At 46.6% G+C, this 22,579-nt stretch carries 15 protein-coding genes; 6 read left to right on the top strand and 9 right to left on the bottom strand.

The window, feature by feature from the left end; genetic code table 11:
- Window positions 1-448 precede the first annotated feature (448 nt).
- The 3 genes from K0H59_RS08105 to ackA form a co-directional block, all read right to left on the bottom strand.
- On the bottom strand, window positions 449-883 hold the full coding sequence (locus K0H59_RS08105; protein ID WP_220055202.1) for a hypothetical protein: 435 nt from the start codon (window positions 881-883) through the stop codon (window positions 449-451).
- A 470-nt stretch (window positions 884-1,353) separates the two neighbouring features.
- Window positions 1,354-3,507 (bottom strand): phosphate acetyltransferase, encoded by a 2,154-nt coding sequence (gene pta / locus K0H59_RS08110; RefSeq protein WP_088212125.1) that lies wholly within the window; start codon window positions 3,505-3,507, stop codon window positions 1,354-1,356.
- 125 nt (window positions 3,508-3,632) lie between these two features.
- A complete protein-coding gene (ackA, locus tag K0H59_RS08115; protein ID WP_011622273.1) occupies window positions 3,633-4,832 on the bottom strand; it encodes an acetate kinase in 1,200 nt (399 codons plus the stop codon).
- Between the two features lie 141 nt (window positions 4,833-4,973).
- On the opposite strand from ackA, the gene yfbV reads away from it, so the two are divergent.
- Window positions 4,974-5,417: a terminus macrodomain insulation protein YfbV gene (gene yfbV, locus K0H59_RS08120; RefSeq protein WP_083757889.1), complete on the top strand. Its 444-nt coding sequence runs from the start codon at window positions 4,974-4,976 to the stop codon at window positions 5,415-5,417.
- Window positions 5,418-5,432: 15 nt separating this feature from the next.
- Here the strand turns inward: yfbV and pflA are convergent, their stop codons facing one another.
- Together pflA and pflB are read right to left on the bottom strand one after the other, a co-directional pair.
- Complete coding sequence (pflA, locus tag K0H59_RS08125) at window positions 5,433-6,173, bottom strand: pyruvate formate lyase 1-activating protein (RefSeq protein WP_011716600.1); 741 nt, start codon at window positions 6,171-6,173, stop codon at window positions 5,433-5,435.
- Between the two features lie 63 nt (window positions 6,174-6,236).
- Window positions 6,237-8,519: a formate C-acetyltransferase gene (gene pflB / locus K0H59_RS08130; RefSeq protein ID WP_220055203.1), complete on the bottom strand. Its 2,283-nt coding sequence runs from the start codon at window positions 8,517-8,519 to the stop codon at window positions 6,237-6,239.
- 1,020 nt (window positions 8,520-9,539) lie between these two features.
- Here pflB and focA point away from each other — a divergent pair.
- Together focA and yfcC are read left to right on the top strand one after the other, a co-directional pair.
- On the top strand, window positions 9,540-10,514 hold the full coding sequence (focA, locus tag K0H59_RS08135; RefSeq protein WP_011716602.1) for a formate transporter FocA: 975 nt from the start codon (window positions 9,540-9,542) through the stop codon (window positions 10,512-10,514).
- 276 nt (window positions 10,515-10,790) lie between these two features.
- On the top strand, window positions 10,791-12,359 hold the full coding sequence (yfcC, locus tag K0H59_RS08140) for a putative basic amino acid antiporter YfcC (RefSeq protein WP_220055204.1): 1,569 nt from the start codon (window positions 10,791-10,793) through the stop codon (window positions 12,357-12,359).
- 153 nt (window positions 12,360-12,512) lie between these two features.
- Here the strand turns inward: yfcC and K0H59_RS08145 are convergent, their stop codons facing one another.
- The 4 genes from K0H59_RS08145 to cysK all read right to left on the bottom strand — a co-directional run bounded on the left by K0H59_RS08145 (window position 12,513) and on the right by cysK (window position 19,192).
- A complete protein-coding gene (locus K0H59_RS08145; RefSeq protein WP_088212121.1) occupies window positions 12,513-15,161 on the bottom strand; it encodes a TonB-dependent siderophore receptor in 2,649 nt (882 codons plus the stop codon).
- A gap of 665 nt (window positions 15,162-15,826) precedes the next feature.
- Window positions 15,827-16,816 carry a TDT family transporter gene (locus tag K0H59_RS08150; protein ID WP_220055205.1) on the bottom strand — a complete coding sequence of 330 codons (990 nt, stop codon included), beginning with the start codon at window positions 16,814-16,816 and terminating at the stop codon, window positions 15,827-15,829.
- A 121-nt stretch (window positions 16,817-16,937) separates the two neighbouring features.
- The gene (locus K0H59_RS08155) at window positions 16,938-18,011 is read right to left on the bottom strand and encodes a methyltransferase (RefSeq protein ID WP_220055206.1); all 1,074 of its coding nucleotides are present in this window, start codon (window positions 18,009-18,011) and stop codon (window positions 16,938-16,940) included.
- A gap of 212 nt (window positions 18,012-18,223) precedes the next feature.
- Window positions 18,224-19,192, bottom strand: coding sequence for a cysteine synthase A (gene cysK, locus K0H59_RS08160; protein WP_011622282.1), 969 nt, complete (start codon window positions 19,190-19,192; stop codon window positions 18,224-18,226).
- 245 nt (window positions 19,193-19,437) lie between these two features.
- On the opposite strand from cysK, the gene K0H59_RS08165 reads away from it, so the two are divergent.
- From K0H59_RS08165 to K0H59_RS08175, 3 genes are all read left to right on the top strand, one after another.
- A complete protein-coding gene (locus tag K0H59_RS08165; protein ID WP_220055207.1) occupies window positions 19,438-20,817 on the top strand; it encodes an RDD family protein in 1,380 nt (459 codons plus the stop codon).
- Window positions 20,814-21,935, top strand: coding sequence for a beta-ketoacyl-ACP synthase III (locus K0H59_RS08170; protein ID WP_220055208.1), 1,122 nt, complete (start codon window positions 20,814-20,816; stop codon window positions 21,933-21,935). The genes K0H59_RS08165 and K0H59_RS08170 overlap by 4 nt, the downstream gene beginning before the upstream one ends.
- A gap of 170 nt (window positions 21,936-22,105) precedes the next feature.
- Window positions 22,106-22,555, top strand: coding sequence for a hypothetical protein (locus K0H59_RS08175; protein WP_220055209.1), 450 nt, complete (start codon window positions 22,106-22,108; stop codon window positions 22,553-22,555).
- The last annotated feature ends 24 nt before the right edge of the window (window positions 22,556-22,579 follow it).

Genomic DNA, 22,579 nt, shown 5'->3' on the forward strand with positions numbered 1-22,579 from the left:
ATCAACTGAAAGGCTTTCACTTTGAGATACGGTTTGACGCCTTTTTTAGCGTCAAAAACCGTTTTTATCTTTTACATCGAAACAAAACTGAAAGTTTTCTGTAATTATTGATCTGGCTTTGGTATACTCTGCGCCACGGAAATTCCCTTTCCTCATGGGCAAAATGTCAGCATAGAACGGCATGCCTTTGCGACCTTACAAAATCGAGCAGGAGTTGTTATGGAAGTTCATGAATACGAAAACGCTTACTACCAAGTTAAAGATGACGTAATGACGTCACTACCTGCACAGAGCGAAGAAGAAGCGGTCTAAGTCCTGTAAACCTATAGTTTACAGTGCGGATTCTGAGTCTGAAGTAACAAATACAAGCACAAAAAAATCGCAACCCTAGGGTTGCGATTTTTTTATCTGATTTTGGATATCAAGCTGAAAGAGAGTGATACACCGTTTAACCATTCACCTTACGTTTTTCAGGCATGATCTCAACGATAATCCACTTGCCGCTAATCTTATGCAGCCGCAGCGTTCTGTCATCAATCCAAGGCTGTCCACCCTTTAAGCCCTTCATCTTAACGACCACTATGACGTCTTTGGTGAACTTGCGGAAAAAGTCGATATCAATATCATCAATTTCCATTTCGACATTGGTCATCGACAGGCCGAGCATATTGCGCTGCACCGCGGCGGCGATGTAATAGTGGGTTAGGACTTCTTTGAGTGGAGCATCGACATATAACTTGGCCTTCTCCACATCTCGGTCAACATAAATGGCGCTAAAAAAGCCGAGACTCACCTCTTCGGGAGTGAGCACGTGCTGCTCTTTATCTGAGGCATCGCCACAACCAAACAAAAACAGGAATGAAAGAAAAAATAAGGTTCTCATGGCTTTTCGTTATAGGAATTTGTCATGAGTATCGCGATTTTAGCGGCCATGTTCAAGTTTTGTAATGATGGTGGTCACTGCCGAAAATGACTTGACTCGGATCGGCCGCCTGTGGCATATCTGAAAGGATGACTTCATTAGGTTATCCACAGAATCTGTGGAAAACTATGTTGAAGACTAGAGGGATAATTTTTAAGTGGCTGATTACATATGTTTTTTGTTGCTGGTTAAAAAGTGACGCTTTTCTATGATGCCGTTCTCCAGCCATTTCCTTGTGGATATTTTCTTAGATTTTCCCAGTCTATTCACAGCGTGTGAATTCCCCAAACAGCATTTTTATGATCTTTTGAGGATATTTTAAGCGTTTAATGCTGTCCGTTTTTTGTGATCCTTTCCCTTCTGAAATAAAAAAGCACTGAACAGGTCAGTGCTTTTTTGTGATGCTTTTTGTATAGTTTTAGCTGAGCAAATTAGGCTTTGCTGGCATCGTTTTGTGACGCTTGAATAGCCGTCAGTGCGATAGTGTAGACAATATCGTCCACTAAGGCGCCGCGGGATAAGTCGTTCACAGGCTTACGCATGCCTTGCAGCATGGGGCCAATACTGATGAGGTCAGCACTACGCTGTACTGCTTTGTAGGTGGTGTTACCCGTGTTGAGATCTGGGAACACAAATACAGTCGCTTGGCCCGCAACAGGGCTGTTAGGCGCCTTAGAGCGAGCCACGTTTGGCATCACGGCCGCGTCGTATTGCAGTGGACCGTCGATAACCAGATCAGGACGTTTTTCTTTCGCGATACGGGTCGCTTCACGCACTTTATCCACATCCGAACCAGTACCTGAGTTACCGGTTGAGTAGCTGATCATCGCCACTCTTGGTTCGATACCGAAGGCCTTGGCAGATTCTGCCGATTGAATGGCGATATCGGCCAGTTGTTCGGCGTTTGGATCGGGGTTAATAGCACAGTCACCGTAAACCAGCACTTGGTCTGGCATCAACATAAAGAAGATGGAAGAAACAAGGCTAGAACCCGGTGCGGTTTTGATCAGCTGCAGCGGCGGACGAATCGTATTGGCCGTGGTGTTTACCGCGCCAGAGACGATACCATCGACTTCGTTTTGCGCCAGCATCATAGTGCCGAGCACCATGTTGTCTTCTAATTGCTCTTTGGCAACGACTTCAGTCAAGCCTTTGCTGCGACGCAGATCGAGCATTGGTTCAACATAGCGATCGCGTACTTCATCGGGGTCGACAATCACAACGCCTTCGCCCAGAACAACGTCTTGCTGTGCTGCAATACGTTGAATTTCATCTTTTTTACCTAACAGCACGCAACGTGCAATACCCCGTTCGGCACAAATCGCGGCGGCCTTGATGGTACGTGGTTCATCACCCTCTGGCAGCACCACGGTTTTGTGGGCGGCGCGCGCAAGTTCGGTGAGCTTATAACGGAACGCTGGGGGTGATAAGCGATGTTCCCTAGGGGAGTTTTTGGTCACGCTTTCAATCCAGCTCTGATCGATATGACTAGCGACGTATTCTTGGACTAAATCGATACGTACCGCATCATCCACTGGCACTTCGTGGTCGAAGCGTTGGATGTTTAATGAAGTCTGCCAAGTGTTTGTATCGATGAGGAATACCGGTAAACCTGTCTCGAAGGCCTGTTCACACAGTTTCAGAATTTCAGGCTCTGGCTCGTAGCTACCCGTCAGTAGCAGGGCACCAATCTTCACGCCGTTCATGGCGGCGAGGCACGCTGACACTATCACATCGGAGCGATCGCCTGAAGTCACTAGCAGTGAATCTGTCTTAATGTGGTTGACCATATTGGGCAAGCTGCGGGCGCAGAAGGTGACTTTACGTAGGCGGCGGGTGTTCATCTCGCCGGCATTGAGAATGCGGGCACGTAGATGCTTAGCCAGATCCGATGCGCGTGGTGCAACCAAATCGAGGTTGTAAGGCACGCTACCTAAGATGCGCAGTGGGCTCTTACCTGGCATTTGGAACATGATGGACGCATCAGAGCGTTGTACGCCTTGATGATCGAACACTTCCGATAAGTCAGGGCGCGCGCGACCTTCATCGTCCACTGGTGCGCCAATCTTGTTGATCACGGCACCAATGAGACGTTTGTTGTTTTTGCCGCCCCAGGAGTTGTAGGCAATTTCGAGGCGGTTCATCAGGCCAGTTGGCGTGTCGCTGCCGGGGGTGGCAATGAAAATCACGTCCGCGTCCATTGCCTTGGCGATAGCGTAGTTCACATCATCGGCGAAGGGATGGTTACGGGTTGGCACTAGACCTTCAACGATCAGGGTTTCGGTATTGCTGGCGCATTCTGCGGCGCGGGCAATGATTTGCTCCATTAGCACATCGGTTTGATCGGCGCGGATCAGTGCTTCGGCATGGGCCATATCGAAGGGCTCTAACGGATTGACCGTGGGCGATTTGCTTAAAATCGTGGTAGAGCGCTCTGGGCCATTATCATTCGGACGCAGCTGGGAAATGGGTTTAAAGAATTGGACTTTTACCCCGTGGCGCTCTAATGCGCGCACCATACCTAGGCTTAAGGAGGTCAGGCCAACTCCTGTGCCTATGGGGATTAACATGATATTTCGAGACATAAAAACCTCTAAGTTCGATGGTTTTTGGCAGAGTGAGTCGTCTCTGCTGCTTTGCTTGTGTTTGTTTAGCTGTAGGTCGCTAATAACAAAGCCGTTTGGCAGAGCAAACGGCTTGAATCATCTTATTATTTTGTAATGAGTTTAATCGAATCTTCGGCGATAACCCACTCTTCGTTGGTGGGGATGACCATGGCAACGGTACTGTTGTCTGTGGTGATGATGCCTTTCTTGCCGAAGCGGGCCGCTTTGTTACGCTCGCTATCTACATGGAAATTGAAGATTTGCAGCATGTTGAGCACTTTCTCGCGGATGATGTCGGAGTTCTCGCCGATACCACCGGTAAAGACTACGGCATCTAAACGACCGAGCGGCACAGTGTAAGAGGCGATATATTTCGCCAGACGGTAGCAGAAGATTTCCAGTGCTAAGGTCGCGCCTTTGTGACCATCTGCATAACCTTCTTCGATGCCACGGCAATCGTTGGTCAGCTCAGAAATCCCGAGCAAACCACTTTGCTTGTTCATCAGGTTGTTGACTTCTTCCAGCGTGTAACCGAGTTGGTGCACTAAGTGGTAGATGATAGAGGGGTCGAGGTCGCCACAGCGTGTGCCCATGACTAAACCTTCGAGCGGCGTCAGTCCCATTGAGGTATCAACACTCTTACCGCCTTTAACCGCAGTCACAGAGGCGCCGTTACCTAAGTGCGCGCAGATCACATTGGTTTCTTCTAAAGGCTTGTTCAACACTTTAGCGGCTTCACGACTCACAAACAGGTGGCTAGTGCCGTGCATACCATAGCGGCGGATACCGTGCTCACGGTACAGCTTGTATGGCAGGGCGTAGATAAAAGCGCGCTCAGGCATGCTTTGATGGAATGCAGTATCGAACACCGCCACTTGTGGCAGTTTAGGGAAAGACGCAATGGCCGCGCGAATACCGATAAGGTGCGCAGGGTTATGTAATGGCGCCAGTGAAGAACATTCTTCAATACCTTTGATCACATGCTCGTCGATGATCACAGAGCGGGTGAACTTCTCACCACCGTGTACGATACGGTGACCCACGGCTTGAATTTGCGCGGCTAATTCAGGTTGACCAGCAAGAATTTTATTGACGATAAATTCAACGGCTTCGCGGTGAGCGGTAAATGCACCTAAAGAGGACTCATGCTTTTCACCGTTGATTTTCCATTTTATGCGCGAGTCTTCTAAGCCAAAACACTCGGCTAGGCCAGAGATCTGATCGTCACCTGTTTGCGCGTCAATGACGGCAAATTTGAGTGAAGAGCTACCGCAATTGAGTACTAAAACCAGTTTATTAGACATGTGTAAACCTTTTGCCATTGTGTTTAAGTTAACGATTCAAAATCTTGGGAACGCTTGCGTAATTTGCCATCACAGTCTTGGGGCGCAGTGCCAGATTGTGCTATGGTAAAAGCAGTGTTCCTCTGTTGTAGGTGTCTAAAATTGAGTATCAATATTCTCAAAACCTTAGGTGACGGTCGTCGTTATATGAAGACGTGGCCTATGGTTAGACAACTGGGTTTGTATTTTCCTGAGTATCGGGTGGTACGCGCCACTCAGCTTGCCATTCTGGTGATGCCAGTGCTGGCGATTTTGGCGAGTGTGAGTCAAATTTATACCTATGGTTGGGCGTTTTTACCCCAAGCCCTCACAATCGCGTTGTTCTTTATTAGCCTGCCGTTGCAGGGCTTATTGTGGTTAGGCTGGCGTGCGCGCCATCCATTACCTTTATCGCTGTTCGACTGGAGTAATCAGTTGAGTGCGAAATTGTCTGCCATGGGCATTCATTGCCAATCCTTGGGCGCTAAGGCGTGTTACCTTGATATGGCGCTCATCTTAAAAATAGCCTTTGAGCGCTTAGATGCCAGTTATTGGGAGGAGCTTTAAGCCTCCCTTGGCGTCTTAATACACCGCATTAATCCCCTGTGAGCTAAACACGGCTTTAATTTTTTCCATGGTGTCGCGACTCGGTGGGGCGACGCCATCGAGTTGATAGGTTTCTCCCATCGCTTCCCACTTGTGTTTACCCAGCTCGTGGTAGGGCAGGAGTTCAACTTTTTCAATATTCTTCATGGGCTTGATAAACTCGGCCAGTTGTAATGCCGAAGCTTCATCGTCGGTAAATCCACCCACAACCACATAACGTATCCAGGTAGGTTGATTGCGTTTGGCGAGATACTCGGCAAATTGCAGCGTTCTGTGGTTACTGACCTTAGTCAGTTCAATGTGTTTATCGTCATTCATTTGTTTGATATCGAGCAACACCAGATCGGTATTATCGAGTAGCTCGTCAATCACTGGCGTGTACTTACGCACAAAGCCGTTGGTATCTAAACAGGTATGAATGCCTTCTTTCTTACAGGCTTTAAAGAGTTCGGCGACAAACTCCGCCTGTAATATGGCTTCGCCACCGCTGGCGGTCACACCGCCGTTGCTGGCATCGAGGAAGGGGCGGTAGCTAATGATTTGGCTCATTAACTCGTCGACCTGTACTTCTTTGCCACCATCAAGATCCCAAGTATCACGGTTATGACAATACTGACAGCGCATTAAACAGCCCTGCATAAAGGTGATAAACCGTATGCCTGGACCATCCACTGTGCCAAAGGATTCCACTGAGTGGATCCGACCGGTAACTGCCATTGTGACTCCTGTTGAAATAAGTGAGGCTGTAGTACATTGTACTACAGCCTTACCTAATTTAGCTTACAGACCTTTTGTGAAAGTACGTGTGATCACGTCTTGCTGCTGCTCTGGGGTCAAAGAGTTAAAGCGCACTGCGTAACCCGATACCCGGATGGTCAGTTGCGGATACTTGTCAGGGTTAACGACCGCATCCTCAAGCATTTCACGGTTCATCACGTTAACGTTCAAGTGTTGACCGCCTTCATGTCCTTCGTTGTGGGCGAAATATCCGTCCATCAACGCCGCGAGGTTAGTACGGCGACCGTCTTCATCTTTACCTAAGGCATTAGGCACGATGGAGAAGGTGTAAGAGATACCGTCCTGTGCGTGGGCAAAAGGCAGTTTTGCCACTGAGGTTAACGAGGCGATAGCGCCTTTCTCATCACGGCCGTGCATTGGGTTTGCACCCGGTGCAAATGGCGCACCTGAACGGCGACCGTCTGGCGTGTTACCGGTTTTCTTACCATAAACCACGTTAGAGGTAATGGTCAGAATTGACTGAGTTGGGATAGCGTTGCGGTACATTTTACGGTCGCGGATCTTCGACATAAAACGTTCAACTAAGTCACAGGCGATATCGTCGACGCGTGGGTCGTTGTTACCAAATTTTGGATAATCACCGCTGATCTCAAAGTCGACGGCAATGCCGTTTTCATCACGTACAGGTTTAACTTGAGCGTACTTGATGGCTGACAGTGAGTCGGCTGCGATTGAAAGCCCTGCGATACCACAAGCCATGGTACGACGAACGTCTCTGTCGTGCAGCGCCATTAGCGCAGCTTCGTAGGAGTACTTGTCGTGCATGTAGTGAATAGAGTTTAGCGCAGTGACATATTGCGTCGCTAACCAATCCATCAGGTCGTCTAAACGATTCATCACGTCATCGAAGTTCAACACTTCGTCGGTGATTGGGTCAGCTTTAGGGGCGATCTGGATTTTCAGTTTTTCGTCAACGCCGCCGTTAATCGCGTACAGCATGGTTTTTGCCAAGTTTGCACGGGCGCCGAAGAACTGCATGTGTTTACCCACAACCATTGGGCTCACGCAGCAAGCGATAGCGTAATCGTCAGATTGGAAATCTGGGCGCATTAAGTCATCGTTTTCGTACTGAATAGAGCTAGTGTCGATAGACACTTTCGCGCAGTACTTCTTAAAGCCTACAGGCAGTTTGTCAGACCAGAGCACAGTGATGTTTGGCTCTGGGCTTGGGCCCATAGTGTATAAGGTGTTTAAGAAACGGAAGCTAGATTTGGTTACCAGTGTACGGCCATCTAAGCCCATACCGCCGATAGATTCAGTTGCCCAAATAGGATCGCCTGAGAATAACTCATCGTATTCTGGAGTACGTAGGAAGCGCACCATACGCAGTTTCATCACGAAATGGTCAATCATTTCTTGAGCTTGTTGCTCAGTGATGGTGCCGTTTTTCAGATCGCGCTCGATGTAGATATCGAGGAATGATGAGGTACGGCCTAAAGACATTGCCGCGCCGTTTTGGCTCTTCACAGCGGCTAAGTAACCAAAATATGTCCATTGAATCGCTTCTTTGGCGTTAGCGGCTGGGCGAGAAATATCGAAACCGTATTTAGCGGCCATGGTCTTCATTTGACCTAGAGCGCGGTGCTGCTCGGCAATTTCTTCACGCAGTTGGATAACGTTAGATAAATCTTCGCCAGCTTCAAACTGCGCTTGCAGTGAGCTGAACTGGGCAAATTTATCCTTCATTAAGAAGTCGATACCGTACAGCGCTACGCGGCGATAGTCACCGATAATACGACCACGACCATAGGCATCGGGTAAACCAGTTAATACGCCGGATTTACGGCATGCCATGATTTCTGGGGTGTAGACGTCGAATACGCCTTGGTTGTGGGTTTTACGCAGTTCTGAGTAGATGTATTTTACATCGGCGTCGAGTTCGCGGTTGTAAGCGGCACATGAGCCTTCAACCATGCGAATACCACCGTTAGGTAACATAGCGCGCTTGAGCGGCGCATCGGTTTGTAAACCAACGATAGTTTCTAAATCTTTATTGATATAACCCGCGTCATGGGAAGTGATGGTAGAGACCATCTTAGTATCGAAATCAACTGGCGCGTGGGTGCGGTTTTCTTGCTTGATGCCTTCCATCACTTTGTCCCACAACTGGGTTGTGGCTTCGGTGGCACCGGCTAGGAATGACTCGTCACCTTCATAGGGAGCATAGTTTTGTTGAATAAAGTCACGTACATTGACTTCAGATTTCCAATCGCCAGGGGTAAAACCTTCCCATGCGTTGGCAAACAGTTCAGTTTTGTCGGTCATCGTACTAATACCTTTTGGTTGAGATAAAGGTCATTGGCGCTCATGGGGCAAACCATGTTGAGTATAGGCCAATCGCTATTTCCTGATTAAAGCTCCCTTCAAGATGACGCCCTATGATGGGAACTGGAACTTGGGGATATTTATCGCGCCAAGTGTCTGTCTATTGATACCCGATAAGATGACAAATATTCGTTTAACTTGGATTATCGGTTATCGATAACTCTTTTTATAAATTGGTAAGACCAATTATCCATGAGCATATTAGCATAGCTCTTATACTCTCGCATCTTAAACGGGCGAGTTTGTGCCCGGTTAATCGCAAATTTGCTAGCAAGGTAGCATTTTTTTAGCACAATAAGGTTTAAAGCACGCTTTTGCTGGCCCATTAGCAGCCAATGTCATCGCTTATTTGATTGACTGTCGCGCTTTTAACCGACGAAAGCTATCACCGTATCGATTGATTTTAATTGTTTACGATTTAGGCGGTCTTTGGCCTGATAAAACAGTCGTCGTAAAAGGCTGGTTTATACAGGATGCTAGGCGGTGGTAGGGCATTTGACGGAAAATAAGTCAGTATGAAAGCGTTTGGTTTGAGGGGATAGGAAACATGATTGTTTCTCTTCAAATGAATGCAGCGCGAACAGTGGCGTCGTCCACAAGCCGTCATCTTGATTACGGACACTCGCCTTATGTAAGGTTAAATCTGCTTCATCTTACCTAAAAATGATATTCAAAAGTGACATGGTAAATAGGTGAAAGGTGTTTATAATTGGTATGACCAATTAACCTTTTGTGTTTATGGCTTCAAAATTTTTACATTCTACCTGTGAATAACATCACGCTTTGGCAAACTCTGCTTCACGGCTAATGCGATTTGTATGTTACAAAGCGTGACTTTAGTGAGTCATCATTTAAGCAAGTCTTAATGTAAATGTTGATTGGTTTGATCTGCGCTTGGGCGCTGTAGGAGAGACCTATGTTGCAAGTTCGCGTTTGTTTATCGGCTTTGGGAGTACAGTTATGAAAGACTCACACGCTAATGCTCCACAAACATCCTCGACTGGCCATGAGCCAATACAGGTTTCTTCGCACTTTAGCTGTTATCACCAAGCCGAAATTTACGGTAAAAGCAAAGTGGTTAAGGCGCCTTGGCAATCCTTTGGTTTAGCGGTCTTTGCAGGCGCTTTTATTGCCTTAGCCTTTGTGTTTTATCTGACAGTAACCACGGGTGCGGGTGATAGCGCTTGGGGCTTAGTGCGCCTAGTAGGTGGGATTGCCTTCAGCTTAGGCTTAATTTTGGTGGTGATTTGTGGTGGTGAGCTGTTTACCAGCTCGGTGCTGAGCAGCGTTGCATGGGCGCAAAAGCAGGTGACCACCAGTGAATTGCTCAAATGCTGGAGCCGCGTGTATATCGGCAACTTTGTCGGCGCCATGTTAATGGTTGGCTTGATCATGGCGGCTGGCTTATATGAGCTCGATGGCGGTAACTGGGGCTTAAATGCGTTAAAAGTGTCGCAACATAAGTTACACCATACTTGGGTACAAGCATTTAGCTTAGGTATTTTATGTAACATGTTGGTATGCCTGGGTATTTGGATGACCTTCGCTAGCCGCGAATCCCTAACTAAAGCGATTTTACTGATCCTCCCGGTAGCCATGTTTGTCAGCAGTGGCTTTGAACACAGTATCGCAAACCTGTTTATGGTGCCGCTTGGGATCACTATTCAGTCGGTCGCCAGCCCTGAGTTTTTTGCTTCTTTAGGTGTGACCCAAGAACAATTTGCCGATTTAACCGTGGCAAACTTTGTATTCAATAACTTAATTCCCGTGACCTTAGGAAACATTGTCGGCGGCGGTGTGATCGTTGGCCTCGGTTATTGGTGGATTGAGCAGGGCCAAATTGCCTTACCCGATCCGCAAAAATCCCATCAACCGCACTTTTTTGCATCGCCACTGCATACTGAAAAGGCGAAAAATAGCCAAGAAAGTAAGTAACTAAAAGTCAACAAAGTGACATATAGAGTCAGTCGCTTAGATTTGGGATAAGTGCTCCTTGAGTGACTGCTTGCCTTAGGCTTATAAAAATGCCCAGTGTTACTGGGCTTTTTTGTGCTGCATTCGCAGTAAAACGCTTTTTTATGCAGATTAGCTGTTTGTGATAGATGTAAGCATTTTGCGTATTCATGTAAGCGAATGAAGATTTTATGTACTGATTTACAGCGCTTTAGTTTATAGTGCGGCCTTTTCTGTTTGACATAAAATGGCGCATCTATGACGACGCCACCCTCGACGGCTCAGCCAACAGAAGCAGCTCAGACTGCTATGGCACCATCCGCTTCACATACTCTCTCAGCCTTTCAAATGCCCGATACCTTAGTGATCATCTTTTTTGTGGCATTACTTGCGGGATTAATGACGTACTTTATCCCCATCGGCTCGTTTCAAACCCAAGAGGTGCATTATCTGGCCGATGGCGTCGATAAAGCGCGGACTGTCGTCGATCCTAATTCTTTTGCCTATCAATTGGATGATGCGGGCGAACCTAAGTTGCAACCCGTGGCACTGTTTAAAGGCGAGGGCGGGGTAGGCTTTTTTAACTTCGCCTTTGAGGGCCTAACCTCGGGGTCTAAATGGGGCAGCGCGATTGGCGTGATCATGTTTATGCTAGTGATTGGCGGCTCTTTCGGGGTGGTGATGGCCACTGGCACCATAGATAACGGCATCTTAAAGTTAATCGATAAAACCCGTGGCAATGAAAAGTTATTCATTCCGGTGATATTTACGCTGTTTTCCTTAGGCGGCGCCGTGTTTGGCATGGGAGAAGAGGCCATTGCCTTCGCGATTATCATCTGCCCACTCATGATCCGTTTAGGGTATGACGGTATCACCACTGTGATGGTGACCTATGTGGCAACCCAAATTGGTTTTGCCAGTTCTTGGATGAATCCCTTCAGTGTGGCGATTGCCCAAGGGATTGCGGGGATCCCGGTTCTTTCAGGCAGTGAGTTTCGCTTCCCAATGTGGCTTGGATTCACTTTGCTTGGCATTGTTTTTACCATGCGTTACGCCCATCGTATTCAGCAGCAACCCAGTCTCTCCCATAGTTATCAGTCCGATGCTTATTTCCGTGAGCACCATGCCAATACTCAGCTCGAGAGCCGCTTTAATCTTGGGGATGTGTTGGTGCTGCTGTTGTTAGTGTTGACTATGGTGTGGGTGATTTGGGGCGTTGTGGCAAAGGCGTGGTTTATCCCCGAGATCGCTAGTCAGTTTTTTACCATGGGTATGGTGGCCGGCGTCATTGGCTGCGTGTTTAAGCTCAATGGCTTAACGCTTAACAAGGTGGCGCAGAGTTTTAAGGATGGCGCTAAAACTATGTTAGAGCCAGCTCTTTTAGTGGGATGTGCCTCGGGGATTTTACTGCTCCTTGGCGGCGGTGCTCCGACTGAACCGAGTGTGCTTAATTCGATTCTGAACAGCGCAGGCGGGGTGATTGGCCATCTGCCGGATGCACTCTCGGCGTGGTTTATGTTGTTATTTCAATCCGTATTCAACTTTTTTGTGACCTCAGGATCAGGGCAGGCCGCATTGACTATGCCACTGATGGCACCTCTCTCTGATATCGTCGGTGTAACGCGCCAGGTAGCGGTATTGGCCTTTCAACTCGGTGATGGTCTCACCAATATCATAGTGCCCACCTCAGCGTCCTTGATGGCGACCCTTGGTGTATGCCGCGTCGATTGGGGCAACTGGCTGAAATTTGTCTGGCGTTTTATGTTGCTGCTGATGTTGGTCTCAAGTGTGCTGGTGATTGGCGCGCATTATCTTGGATTTAACTAGGTACGAAGATTGAGCTTGGCGCTAGTGTTAACCTGAAGCTGCGGGTAAATAGGCGTTAAGGGTTAACTCAGTTAATTGATTAAACAGGAGATAAAAAAAACGGCATCCGAGGATGCCATTTTTGTTGTGGTTTTCTATCTTCCTATAGGGAAATTAGAATTTCACTTTGTATCCTGCAAACACGACACGACCTAAGATATTATGAGTATCAGTATCGTATCCAGGGTAACCTAAGCTGTAGTTAACCGTTGGCATTGCATCAAACAAGTTGCGAGCACCTACAGTGACTTTACCATAGCTGTCGAAGTCATAGTTCAGGGTGAGGTCCCATGTAGTGAACGATGAGAAGTCTTGCTTGTTTGTGCCAACTTCTTGTTGCTGTGGAGTTTCACCATCATAAGAGTCAATGTACTTAGCAATCAACGATGCAGAGAAGTCATCGATGGCGTAGCTAAATGTTGTGTTGAAACGTAGTGCTGGATAACCCTTAGTACCTAACACATCATAACGCTTAGCAATCGGGCTTGCTTGTTCTGTGTATTCAAGCGCATAAGTTCCTTCAACGGCAAACTTAAATGCACCAAATTCAGCAAAATCGAAGTTTGATGTGAATGACACGTCAAGACCTGAGGTTTGTACGCCATCCATGTTGATGTTACCAGCGCCAATTTCATCGATGGTGCCGTCAGCTTTACGTTTAACGTAGATGTAGTTAGGGTCATAAGCACCTAAACCACCAATTGCTTCTAAATCAACGATAGTTTGTGCATCGATATAGCTTACTTGGTCAGTGATTTCGATGTTGTAGTAGTCAACAACTAAGTCAATGTTTTCAGTAATATTCCATACGGCACCGAAAGAGTATTGAGCAGATTTCTCTGGGTCTAGGTCTTTATTACCTGAACTCTTACGTAGGTACTGGTTATCTTCACAAGCTGGATTGTCTTTTTGATCTGCTGGCAGACTTTGACACAGAGTGGTGTCTGTGATTCTGTCGTAACTAGTCGCTGGTTTGCCTAACAGGTCATCCAGTGATGGAGCTCTGAAACCTTGACCGTAAGATGCACGTAACACTAAGTTATCTAAGGCTTCGTAACGGACGTTAACTGAGCTAGAAAGCTGGCCAACATCAGGCAAGCTATATTGGTCGTAACGGCTAGCGAGTTTCACATTCAAGTGGTCTAACACTGGCAGTTCTAATTCAACGAATGCTGCTTTGTAGCTTCTATCACCAGCAGAATCACCACCGTAAGTTCCTAATACATTACCAGCTGCTTGTTGAGCATCACGGGTATCTTTGTATTCGATTTTTTGGTATTCCATACCCACAGCGTAACCTAAGTCACCACCTGGTAAGGAGATAGGAGCCAGTGCGGCCCATGATAATCCTGTACCAGTAGTGTTAGATGTTGCTTTACGAGTCGCTGTATGCAAGAAAGTATCTAAAGTTTCTTGGGTCGCATTACCACCCTCAACAAATGGGTTGTATAGACCTTTATCAACCGCTTCTTGTAACTTATCTTCGAATACGTAAGAGTCAGTTTCAATGTTTACGATTTGATCTGAGTATTGTACGTACCAGCTCAGAGAGCCTGCATCTAACTCAAGGTTTAGACCTGTGACAATGTCTACAACGTTTGAGTCGAATTCAGTCTTACGATCAGCTACGCCCTTCAAGCGATGATAAGCTTGAACTTCTGAAGCATTCGCTGTGCCGAATGTTGGGTTTAATGGATTATCTGCCGCCATGTATAGGTTAGGAGTCCACAGCGCGGTAGAAGACGTGATGGATTTATCACGCATTACGATAGCTTGACCAAACCACTCTAATTCATCAGTAATACGATAAGTCATATTAGAGAATACAGAGTCTTTTGTTTGATCTGGCAAATAGTCTGTACCATCAAACTGGTTAAAACCACAAGCTGAACCGTCTTTGGTGGTTACAATGCGATCGGCTGGACAATCTTTACCTGGAACCTGTAAGCCAGTGTAGACTGGGGTGCCGAAGGTACCATCTGCGTCTTTCACTGGGCGAGATTCAACTGGACGATATGTGCCTTCTGGTGCATATAAGCCACTACGGCCGTATTTCTTGTCCCAGTTCGCGGTTAAATGAGGACGTTGACCGCCTTGCAGTGGATCAAATTGCTTATGCTCGATGATCACTAAGCTGCTGCTTTTATCACTGGTATTACCGAAAGTGACAGAAGCTGACTTTTCGTCTCTTCCACCTTGAGTCGGGCTACCAAATTTGGCATCGAATGCTAAACCGTCAAAAGTCTTCTTAAGGATGATGTTGATTACACCACCGATAGCATCTGAACCATAAATTGCTGATGCACCGTCACGTAAAATTTCAATACGCTCGATTGCATCCATTGGAATTAAATTGAGGTTAGTAGCATCACCACCAAAGGTTGCAGATGGCGCAATACGGCGACCGTTGATTAAGGTTAACGTACGGTTCGAACCTAAACCACGCATACCTGAACTGGCATGGTTACTGGCAGAGCTACCTGCATCACTAATAAAACTACCAGCAGTGTTAAATGGCATTTGTGCTAAAACAGCAGAAACATCACTTAAACCTGTTTTGGCAATATCTTCGGCCGATAAAACAGTAACCGGTAACGCTGATTCCATATCAGTTCTTTGAATACGGGAACCTGTTACTTCAATACGTTCTACCTTAGCGTTATCCTCTGCAGCATAAACAACAGTACTAGATAAAGCTGCTGTTGTGGCACCACCAATTAACGCAAAGCGAACCGCTTTGGCTAATGTCGAATTAGCGCGCATATCATTCTCCCTTAACACTTGTTATTTGTTTAATTGTTATTTTAATTAAATACGGAACGTTGTAAGAAATAGAGCCCTATTTAATTAGGCTCAAGATATAACCACAAGAAAATAACAAGTGCAACAGTGTAAATTTGCGTAAGTTGCAATGCTTAATCATTGATTGTTAATTAAATGTTTTTTATTGGTTTTGTTTATGAGTGTGTTAGCGGTTTTTAGATGTTTAAAACCAATTTTGGCAATAAAACCAGCAGTAAGTTTGAATATATATTAATGGGTTGTTATTTATTCGTAAAAATTGAAAGTTTTTGTAAGAATAAAATAATCATACTTTTTTTGTATATTTAGATTTTTATTTAAGCTCAGCGTTTATACGGTTTTGAATACTGTATTTTTATTGGTGCTGTATTAAAAATAGCTTAAATCAGTAGATGCTGTACGGTTATTAACTCGTTTTTGAGTATCTTTTATTCAGTGAGTTTTAAGTATTCAGTGTTTTCAATTTAAGCTAACTATTTTATGGGGATTTTTTAGCAAAATGTATTTAACTAGACAAAATAAGTGAATTTAAATTCACTTATTTTGTCATACAAATATTTTATGAAATGAGGTTTGAATGTTTTATAGACACCCGATGCTAAGCGTTTTTAATACTTATGAGTAGGTTAAACTGTAGTGGCGTTATCTATTATGTGAGTAGGATTAGGTAGATAATGAGTTAAATACCTGAGTGCGACATAACAAACGACTATGGTTGCAACACCGAGTTCGAAGTCCGCAAGTAACCTTACCCAGTGAGTGAGGTCGCTCATTTGACTAAATTGCGCGAGCCAGTGGGCGGTTTTAAACAGTGCCGTCGCGCCGATCACCATGGGAAAGGTGAACGCAGCATAGCCTGGGCTAAAGGGCAATTTGAGCAGATGGAAAAAACCGAGATAAATCACTGCTGTCATCAATACTGCAATACTGGCCAATACGGCGACCAAGGCAATCGAAGGTTGATCGCACACAGTTAAGTAGCCCGCTAAGGATAAACTGGCTGGCGCGGCGAGTATGGCAATGGTGGGTTTAGCCGCATCGGGCACAGCTTGACAGAAGATTAATCGGTAGAGCATCAATGGCAGCATGACTAAATATGCGAGCATGCCGAAGGCTAGGATCAAGTTCACTAACCATGGCGCGCCATTACTGGGGAAGGATACTGCCGCCACTATGATGCCAATGGGTGGCACAAACCAGCTGGGCACCATATGTTCGAGTTTGAAGTCGATAGCGCGGTAGTAAATAAAGGCGCCTAAAAAGATGACATGGATAACAATGGCGGTTAGCCAAAGGGTTAAGCCGACATGGGGGAAATAATGGCCGAGTAGGTTCGACACTACCATCAAGGCCATGGCGAATGTCGGGATCACACTACCGACGACCGGATGGCTGAGTTCGTTTTTCAGCACTGAGGGATGCAGTATAAATTTTGCCGCAAGCAGCATGAGTAACACTGAGGCGATGGCTGCCCCTGTCAGTTGGCCCCAACCATTGAGTGAGGGCATCACACTCTCCCAAGTCCAACCTAAGCTTGCAATCGCGAGGGCGAGTCCGCCCATAGGGCTAGGTAATTTTGCTGCCTGTGCTGTCCAGCGTTTACGTTTTGAAGTCATGTTTGTTACCTCTCAACACTGACATTAATTCGATGTGTCTATCTGTTAATGTCAGTGTATGGTCGAGAGTTTGATAAATAAAATTGATTAATTTTATTCAGACATTCAAATTTTCTAATGCTTAAGGTTTTCGTTTACAGCGCAGCAAAGTATGCCCAAGACCAAGGTTGTCAGTGTCTTCATCGACATATAAGCCCGCTTGATGTAGTAACGTTATCAAGTCCTTAGAGTGGTACATACGGCTATTGCCATTAGCCATCGCAGTAAAATACAAGCTAGTCGCATTGACGCAATAGGCTGAGGCGGCGGAGGGTTGTCTGTCCCAGAAGGTTTCGACAATGAACAACTGACTGTTTGGCGTCATCGCCTGAGCGGTGCGTTGCAAAATGCTGAGGATTTGCTCCAAAGAGAAGCAGTCGAGGAACTGGCTCATCCAATAGGTATCGGCGCCTTCGACAAAGGGGCGTGATTCATCGAGCAAATCGGTGGCAAAGGTATGGATCCGCTCGGCAAAGCCATGCTTGGCAGCATTGTCTTTGGCTACGGCTAATTGGCCGGGGAAGTCCATCAGGGTGACTTCAACCTCAGGATGAAACTCGCAGCAGCTTAGCGCCCATTTACCCGTATTTCCGCCAATATCGACTAAATGCTTGGGCGAATGGGCAAACACTAAGGGTAACATCTGCGGAAAAGCGTGGTCAGAATAATAGTGATCGAAGGCAAACCAGCTGGCCTTTGCCTCAGCAGGTAAATCCTTGAGTGCGGGGTAAATCGTTTGCCAATCACCAAATACAGCTAAACCAGAGGGTTTACCCGCGACTAGCGCCTTATCGAGTTGAAACAGTCCCTGATAACACACATCCTGTACAAAATTGAGGTTAATGGCCGCCATATCATCGTGCAGTAAAAAATAGCCTGTTTTATCGAGTACATAGGCATCGCCATTGAGCCATACCAGTCCCATACTCAATCCCATATCGAGTAAGACGCCAAGGGCATACTCGTTTAACACACTGGTTTGCGCGAGTTGGGCAATGTTTACCCCTTGTTCGCCTGCTTGGTCAATGGTGGCTAATACTTCAAATTTCAGCAGGCAATGGGCAACCTGAAAACTGATGGGGCCAAAGGCGATTTTTTGTGCCTCAAATTTGGCATCGAAGGCGCTTAAGGCTTTCGGGGTGTGGTAGAAGGACATAAATTGGCTGAGTTTACAAAGGAATACAATCTTTATAGCGAAGTTAACGGCAAAAGTCAGAGCGGCGGTGGAAAACTATGAACTAGCTCCAACTTAGTGAATAAATGCGGATCTGGAGGAGAGGGAAGCGGTGTTAATCGTGATTACCCATAAATTTCGGCCATAAAAATACCCAGACAATGCTGGGTATTTTTGTCGGCCTAATTGCTTGATTACTGAATGTTCTCTTCGTCGCCAAACTGGCCTTGGAACAGTACAGACGATAAGTAACGTTCGGCAGCCGAAGGCAGGATAACCACAATGTTTTTATCCGCAAACTCTGGCAGAGCCGCGATGCGGTTCGCCGCAACCACAGCAGCACCAGAAGAAATACCGACTAAAATGCCTTCTTCTTGCATCAAGCGGCGCGCCATGTCGATGGCTTCATCGTTGGTGACGGTTTCAACGCGATCGATTAACTCAAGATCTAAGTTGCCAGGGATAAAACCTGCGCCAATACCTTGAATCTTGTGTGGACCAGGCTGCACTGGTAATCCCGCTAAGGTTTGGGTAATAACCGGTGAATCAGCGGGTTCTACCGCGACAGAAGTAATGGCTTTGCCAGCGACTTTTTTCAGGTAACGGCTTACACCTGTGATGGTACCGCCAGTACCCACGCCTGCAACAAACACATCCACAGCACCATCGGTATCGTTCCAAATCTCTGGACCAGTGGTTTTTTCATGGATTTCAGGGTTTGCTGGGTTATTAAACTGCTGCAGCATAATGTATTTTTCAGGCGCCGATTGACGGATTTCTTCCGCTTTATCGATAGCACCTTTCATGCCTTTTGCGCCTTCGGTCAGCACTAGGTTTGCACCTAAGGCTTTCAGCAGTTTACGACGCTCTAAGCTCATAGTATTTGGCATAGTTAACGTCAGCTTGTAACCACGGGCGGCCGCCACATAGGCTAAGGCAATCCCGGTATTACCTGAGGTTGGCTCAATCAGTTCGTGGTCTTTGGTGAGCAGGCCTTTTTTCTCGGCATCCCAAATCATATTGGCACCGATACGGCATTTGACACTGAAACTTGGATTACGTGCTTCGACCTTTGCCAGCACTTTACCTTGGCTTACGCGGTTTAAACGCACTAACGGGGTATTGCCAATAGTATATGAATTGTCTTCGAAAATTTTGCTCATGGATTGCTTGCTCCTATGTTTGCACTATTGAATCATAATCGCCTGTGGCGCATTTAGAAGTGATTGTTTGTTCTTCTTTATTCGATTTGGTTATTAAAGATAATCCTGTTATTCGCAAAGCCCAATTGGCAGTGGGTTTAACTGTGTTAACCTCTTGCTAACATCAATAAAAAATAACCTGTAAATAAGAATAACCACTTGATGTTTCACTTATAAAACTTCTATCGGAATCGGATTGCCACACTATGAAGCAACAACAAACGGACTTGGGCAAAGATCCAAGAACTATGGTCACCCCTAAGGCATTCACTATTGCCGAATCGGTACTTTATACCCCGTTAGCCACGCCATTTAAGCGGGCATTGGCGATGTTAATCGACGGTTTATTTATCACTATTTTAGCCGAACAAATGGATTGGCTGTTTGTTCTGCTGGTGGTGGGGATTATTTATATCGAGAAACGCAGTCGTCAGTTTGGCCGCTTACTCAAATGGGGCCTGTATGCGGCCATGTTGGGGTTGATGCTCTTTAGCTCGGCGGGGAATTTGTGGAATTTCCATCAATCGAGTAAAACTTCCCGCGAAAAGGTCAACGCGCCCCAGGATATCAATGCTGTTGTTAAGGCGATTCCTAGCCTTGTCTCCCTCGGACTCTGTGAAAATACCGATTGTGCCCGTGAACAGATCCGTGCTTTGCAGCAGACGCTCGACACTCAGACACTCGAGATTCAGACGCTCGAGAATGTGCCTATGGAGGGAATGTCGGCAGCTGAGCGTCGCGATATGGTACTAGATACTTTAGCGAGCTCGGAGTTATCCGAGGCCGATAAAACGCAGTTACGTGATGAAATTATGGCGGGCAGTCTCTGGCCCGAGGTGAAGGTGTTTGAAGTCACCCTAGACTCCACTAAGGGCTCTGTGAAAAATTCAACAAAGGATTTAGCTAAGGATCCAAGCACATTATCACAGCCGCCAGAGCCAAGTCAGTCGCTCGCAAATTTGTCGCCAAATGGCAAGCTTGACGCAGTTCCCGTATCTGAACCGCAAACCGATGGATTAGCCAACGCTCAAACCGATAATCGAGCGGCAATGGAAAATGCTCCCTTAGTTCCTGACATCAACCTCAATCCTGCGCATCAAACCGAAAGCCCTAACAGTGAAGCCGGTGATGATGAAGAAGAGAATGACACTCGCAGTGTGCTGGCGTGGATCAAAGGCTTTATGAGCGATATGGGCTTAGGTTTTGGCTGGGCTGCATTTTACTTCACCGTGTTTACCGCCAAATTTGATGGTCAGACCTTAGGTAAGAAACTCTTAGGCATCCGCGTTATCCAACTCGATGGCGCTAAAATCAGCCTTTGGGGGGCATTTGGCCGTTATGGTGGTTATGCGGCGGGCTTCACGACGGGCTTACTGGGCTTTATGCAGATATTTTGGGATGCCAATCGACAGGGGATCCAAGATAAAATATCTTCCACAGTCGTGATAGACTTAGCGCAAATGCATAAAAAGCATCAATTAGAGCAGCAACAGGCGCAGGCTGAACACGCATTGGCCGCCGTGCCAACACAGAATAATGCGACGTCTGCTCACCTTACAACAAGCACCCGTTCGGAGCACCTATGAAACAGGTCGTTATTTCTGGCAGCGGTTTATTTACGCCGCCACACAGTATTTCTAATGAAGCTTTGGTGGAGAGCTTCAACGCTTATGTGGATATGTTTAACCTTGAAAATGCAGGATTAATTGAGCAGGGCCATGTTGAGCCGCTGTCTTATTCCTCCAGTGAGTTTATCGAGAAGGCCTCGGGCATCAAGCACAGATATGTGATGGTTAAAGACGGTATTCTCGATCCTGAAATCATGATGCCGCTTATTCCTGAGCGTAGCAGTGACGAGTTATCTATGCAGGCCGAAATTGGGGTTGAGGCGGCAGTGATGGCGCTTAAACAAGCGGATGTGAAGGCCGAGCAAATCGATTTAGTGATCGTTGCCTGTGCTTATACGCAGCGCGCTTATCCTGCGATGGCGATTGAAATTCAGCGGGCACTCGGTACCCGTGGCTATGGTTACGATATGCAGGTTGCCTGTTCTTCGGCCACCTTTGCCATTGTGGCCGCCGCCAATGCGATTGCGACGGGCTCGGCGTCTCGGGTGTTAGTGATTAACCCCGAAATTTGTTCGGCGCAGGTGAACTACCGTGACCGTGACAGTCACTTTATCTTCGGCGATGTAGCGACTGCTATGGTGCTCGAAGAGCAAAGCCTAGTGGCCGCCAATAAGGGCTTTAACATTGTTTCAAGTCGTTGTTTTACTGACTACTCGAACAATATTCGCAGTAATTTCGGTTTTTTAAATCGCTGTGATCCAAGCTCGGTGCATCAGGCGGATAAGTTATTCCATCAGCAGGGCCGCAAAGTCTTTAAAGAACTGTTGCCGATGATTTATCAGCATTTAGACGAGCATCTGGCCGAGCAATCCCTCACGCCACAGTCCTTTAAACGTTTGTGGTTGCATCAAGCCAACATCAATATGAACCAATTCGTGGTGAAAAAACTGCTAGGGGATGAGGTAACGCCAGAGCAAGCGCCCGTTGTGCTCGATGAGTATGCCAATACCGCCTCTGCAGGCTCTGTGATTGCCTTCCATAAATATTCCGCTGACTTTAACGCGGGCGATTTAGGGCTATTAAGCTCCTTTGGTGCGGGTTACTCCATCGGTAGCGTGATTTTGCAAAAACGCTAAATCGACTAAAGCCCCAGTGCCAGTAATGGGGCTTTAGCTTTTATATCTGCACATTGATTAAACGGCTCGATGCGGTACCTTAACCGAAAATGCCTTTACTAAGAGAAGGCAGTTAGCTGCCTAAAAAACACTTTTTTAAAGCCTCAGTTCCGATACGAGAACCTGTCACCATGACGCTTCTTTACCCTGATTCGGATATTCCGTTTCATCCCAATCCTGGCTGGTTTCTTGGCGCTTTTAATTGTTATGACCGTGAGGAAACGCTCGGGGAAACTCTCAATCGCTACGATCCTTTAGATCCCGCGCAGCTGCAAGCGCTGTACGATGCTTATGTGTTTGATGAGTTTAGTGAACAGTCGGGATTTACTTCTGCCCACAGGGTCGCGATGGCGAAAAATCTAACCGCTGCGCTGATTGAGACAAACCATGATTTCGCCGCCTATTTAGCGATTGATGAGAGCGAGGAGGAATGGTGTTTTCCCTCTGAGTGGGCATTCCCTAAGCCACGCTATCCCTTTGAGCAGGCATATCTTGCGCTGCTGCGACATTGGGGAATGGAGCTTACCGCAATGGGGATTGCACTTCCCAGCCCAAGCTTATTGGGTATTTATGAGTCTTAGTTAGAATCTCGATTTAAGCCCACA

Origin of the sequence: Shewanella sp. FJAT-51649 (assembly GCF_019457435.1) — a bacterium.
Lineage (GTDB): Bacteria > Pseudomonadota > Gammaproteobacteria > Enterobacterales > Shewanellaceae > Shewanella > Shewanella mangrovisoli.

Coding starts and splice junctions, on each gene's coding strand:
- K0H59_RS08175 (WP_220055209.1), top strand. CDS start 22,106: ATGACGCTTCTTTACCCTGATTCGGATATTCCGTTTCATCCCAATCCT.
- pflA (WP_011716600.1), bottom strand. CDS start 6,173: ATGGCAGTTACCGGTCGGATCCACTCAGTGGAATCCTTTGGCACAGTG.
- K0H59_RS08155 (WP_220055206.1), bottom strand. CDS start 18,011: ATGTCCTTCTACCACACCCCGAAAGCCTTAAGCGCCTTCGATGCCAAA.
- K0H59_RS08165 (WP_220055207.1), top strand. CDS start 19,438: ATGAAGCAACAACAAACGGACTTGGGCAAAGATCCAAGAACTATGGTC.
- K0H59_RS08105 (WP_220055202.1), bottom strand. CDS start 883: ATGAGAACCTTATTTTTTCTTTCATTCCTGTTTTTGTTTGGTTGTGGC.
- cysK (WP_011622282.1), bottom strand. CDS start 19,192: ATGAGCAAAATTTTCGAAGACAATTCATATACTATTGGCAATACCCCG.
- ackA (WP_011622273.1), bottom strand. CDS start 4,832: ATGTCTAATAAACTGGTTTTAGTACTCAATTGCGGTAGCTCTTCACTC.
- K0H59_RS08170 (WP_220055208.1), top strand. CDS start 20,814: ATGAAACAGGTCGTTATTTCTGGCAGCGGTTTATTTACGCCGCCACAC.
- yfcC (WP_220055204.1), top strand. CDS start 10,791: ATGACGACGCCACCCTCGACGGCTCAGCCAACAGAAGCAGCTCAGACT.
- K0H59_RS08150 (WP_220055205.1), bottom strand. CDS start 16,816: ATGACTTCAAAACGTAAACGCTGGACAGCACAGGCAGCAAAATTACCT.
- pta (WP_088212125.1), bottom strand. CDS start 3,507: ATGTCTCGAAATATCATGTTAATCCCCATAGGCACAGGAGTTGGCCTG.
- pflB (WP_220055203.1), bottom strand. CDS start 8,519: ATGACCGACAAAACTGAACTGTTTGCCAACGCATGGGAAGGTTTTACC.
- focA (WP_011716602.1), top strand. CDS start 9,540: ATGAAAGACTCACACGCTAATGCTCCACAAACATCCTCGACTGGCCAT.
- K0H59_RS08145 (WP_088212121.1), bottom strand. CDS start 15,161: ATGCGCGCTAATTCGACATTAGCCAAAGCGGTTCGCTTTGCGTTAATT.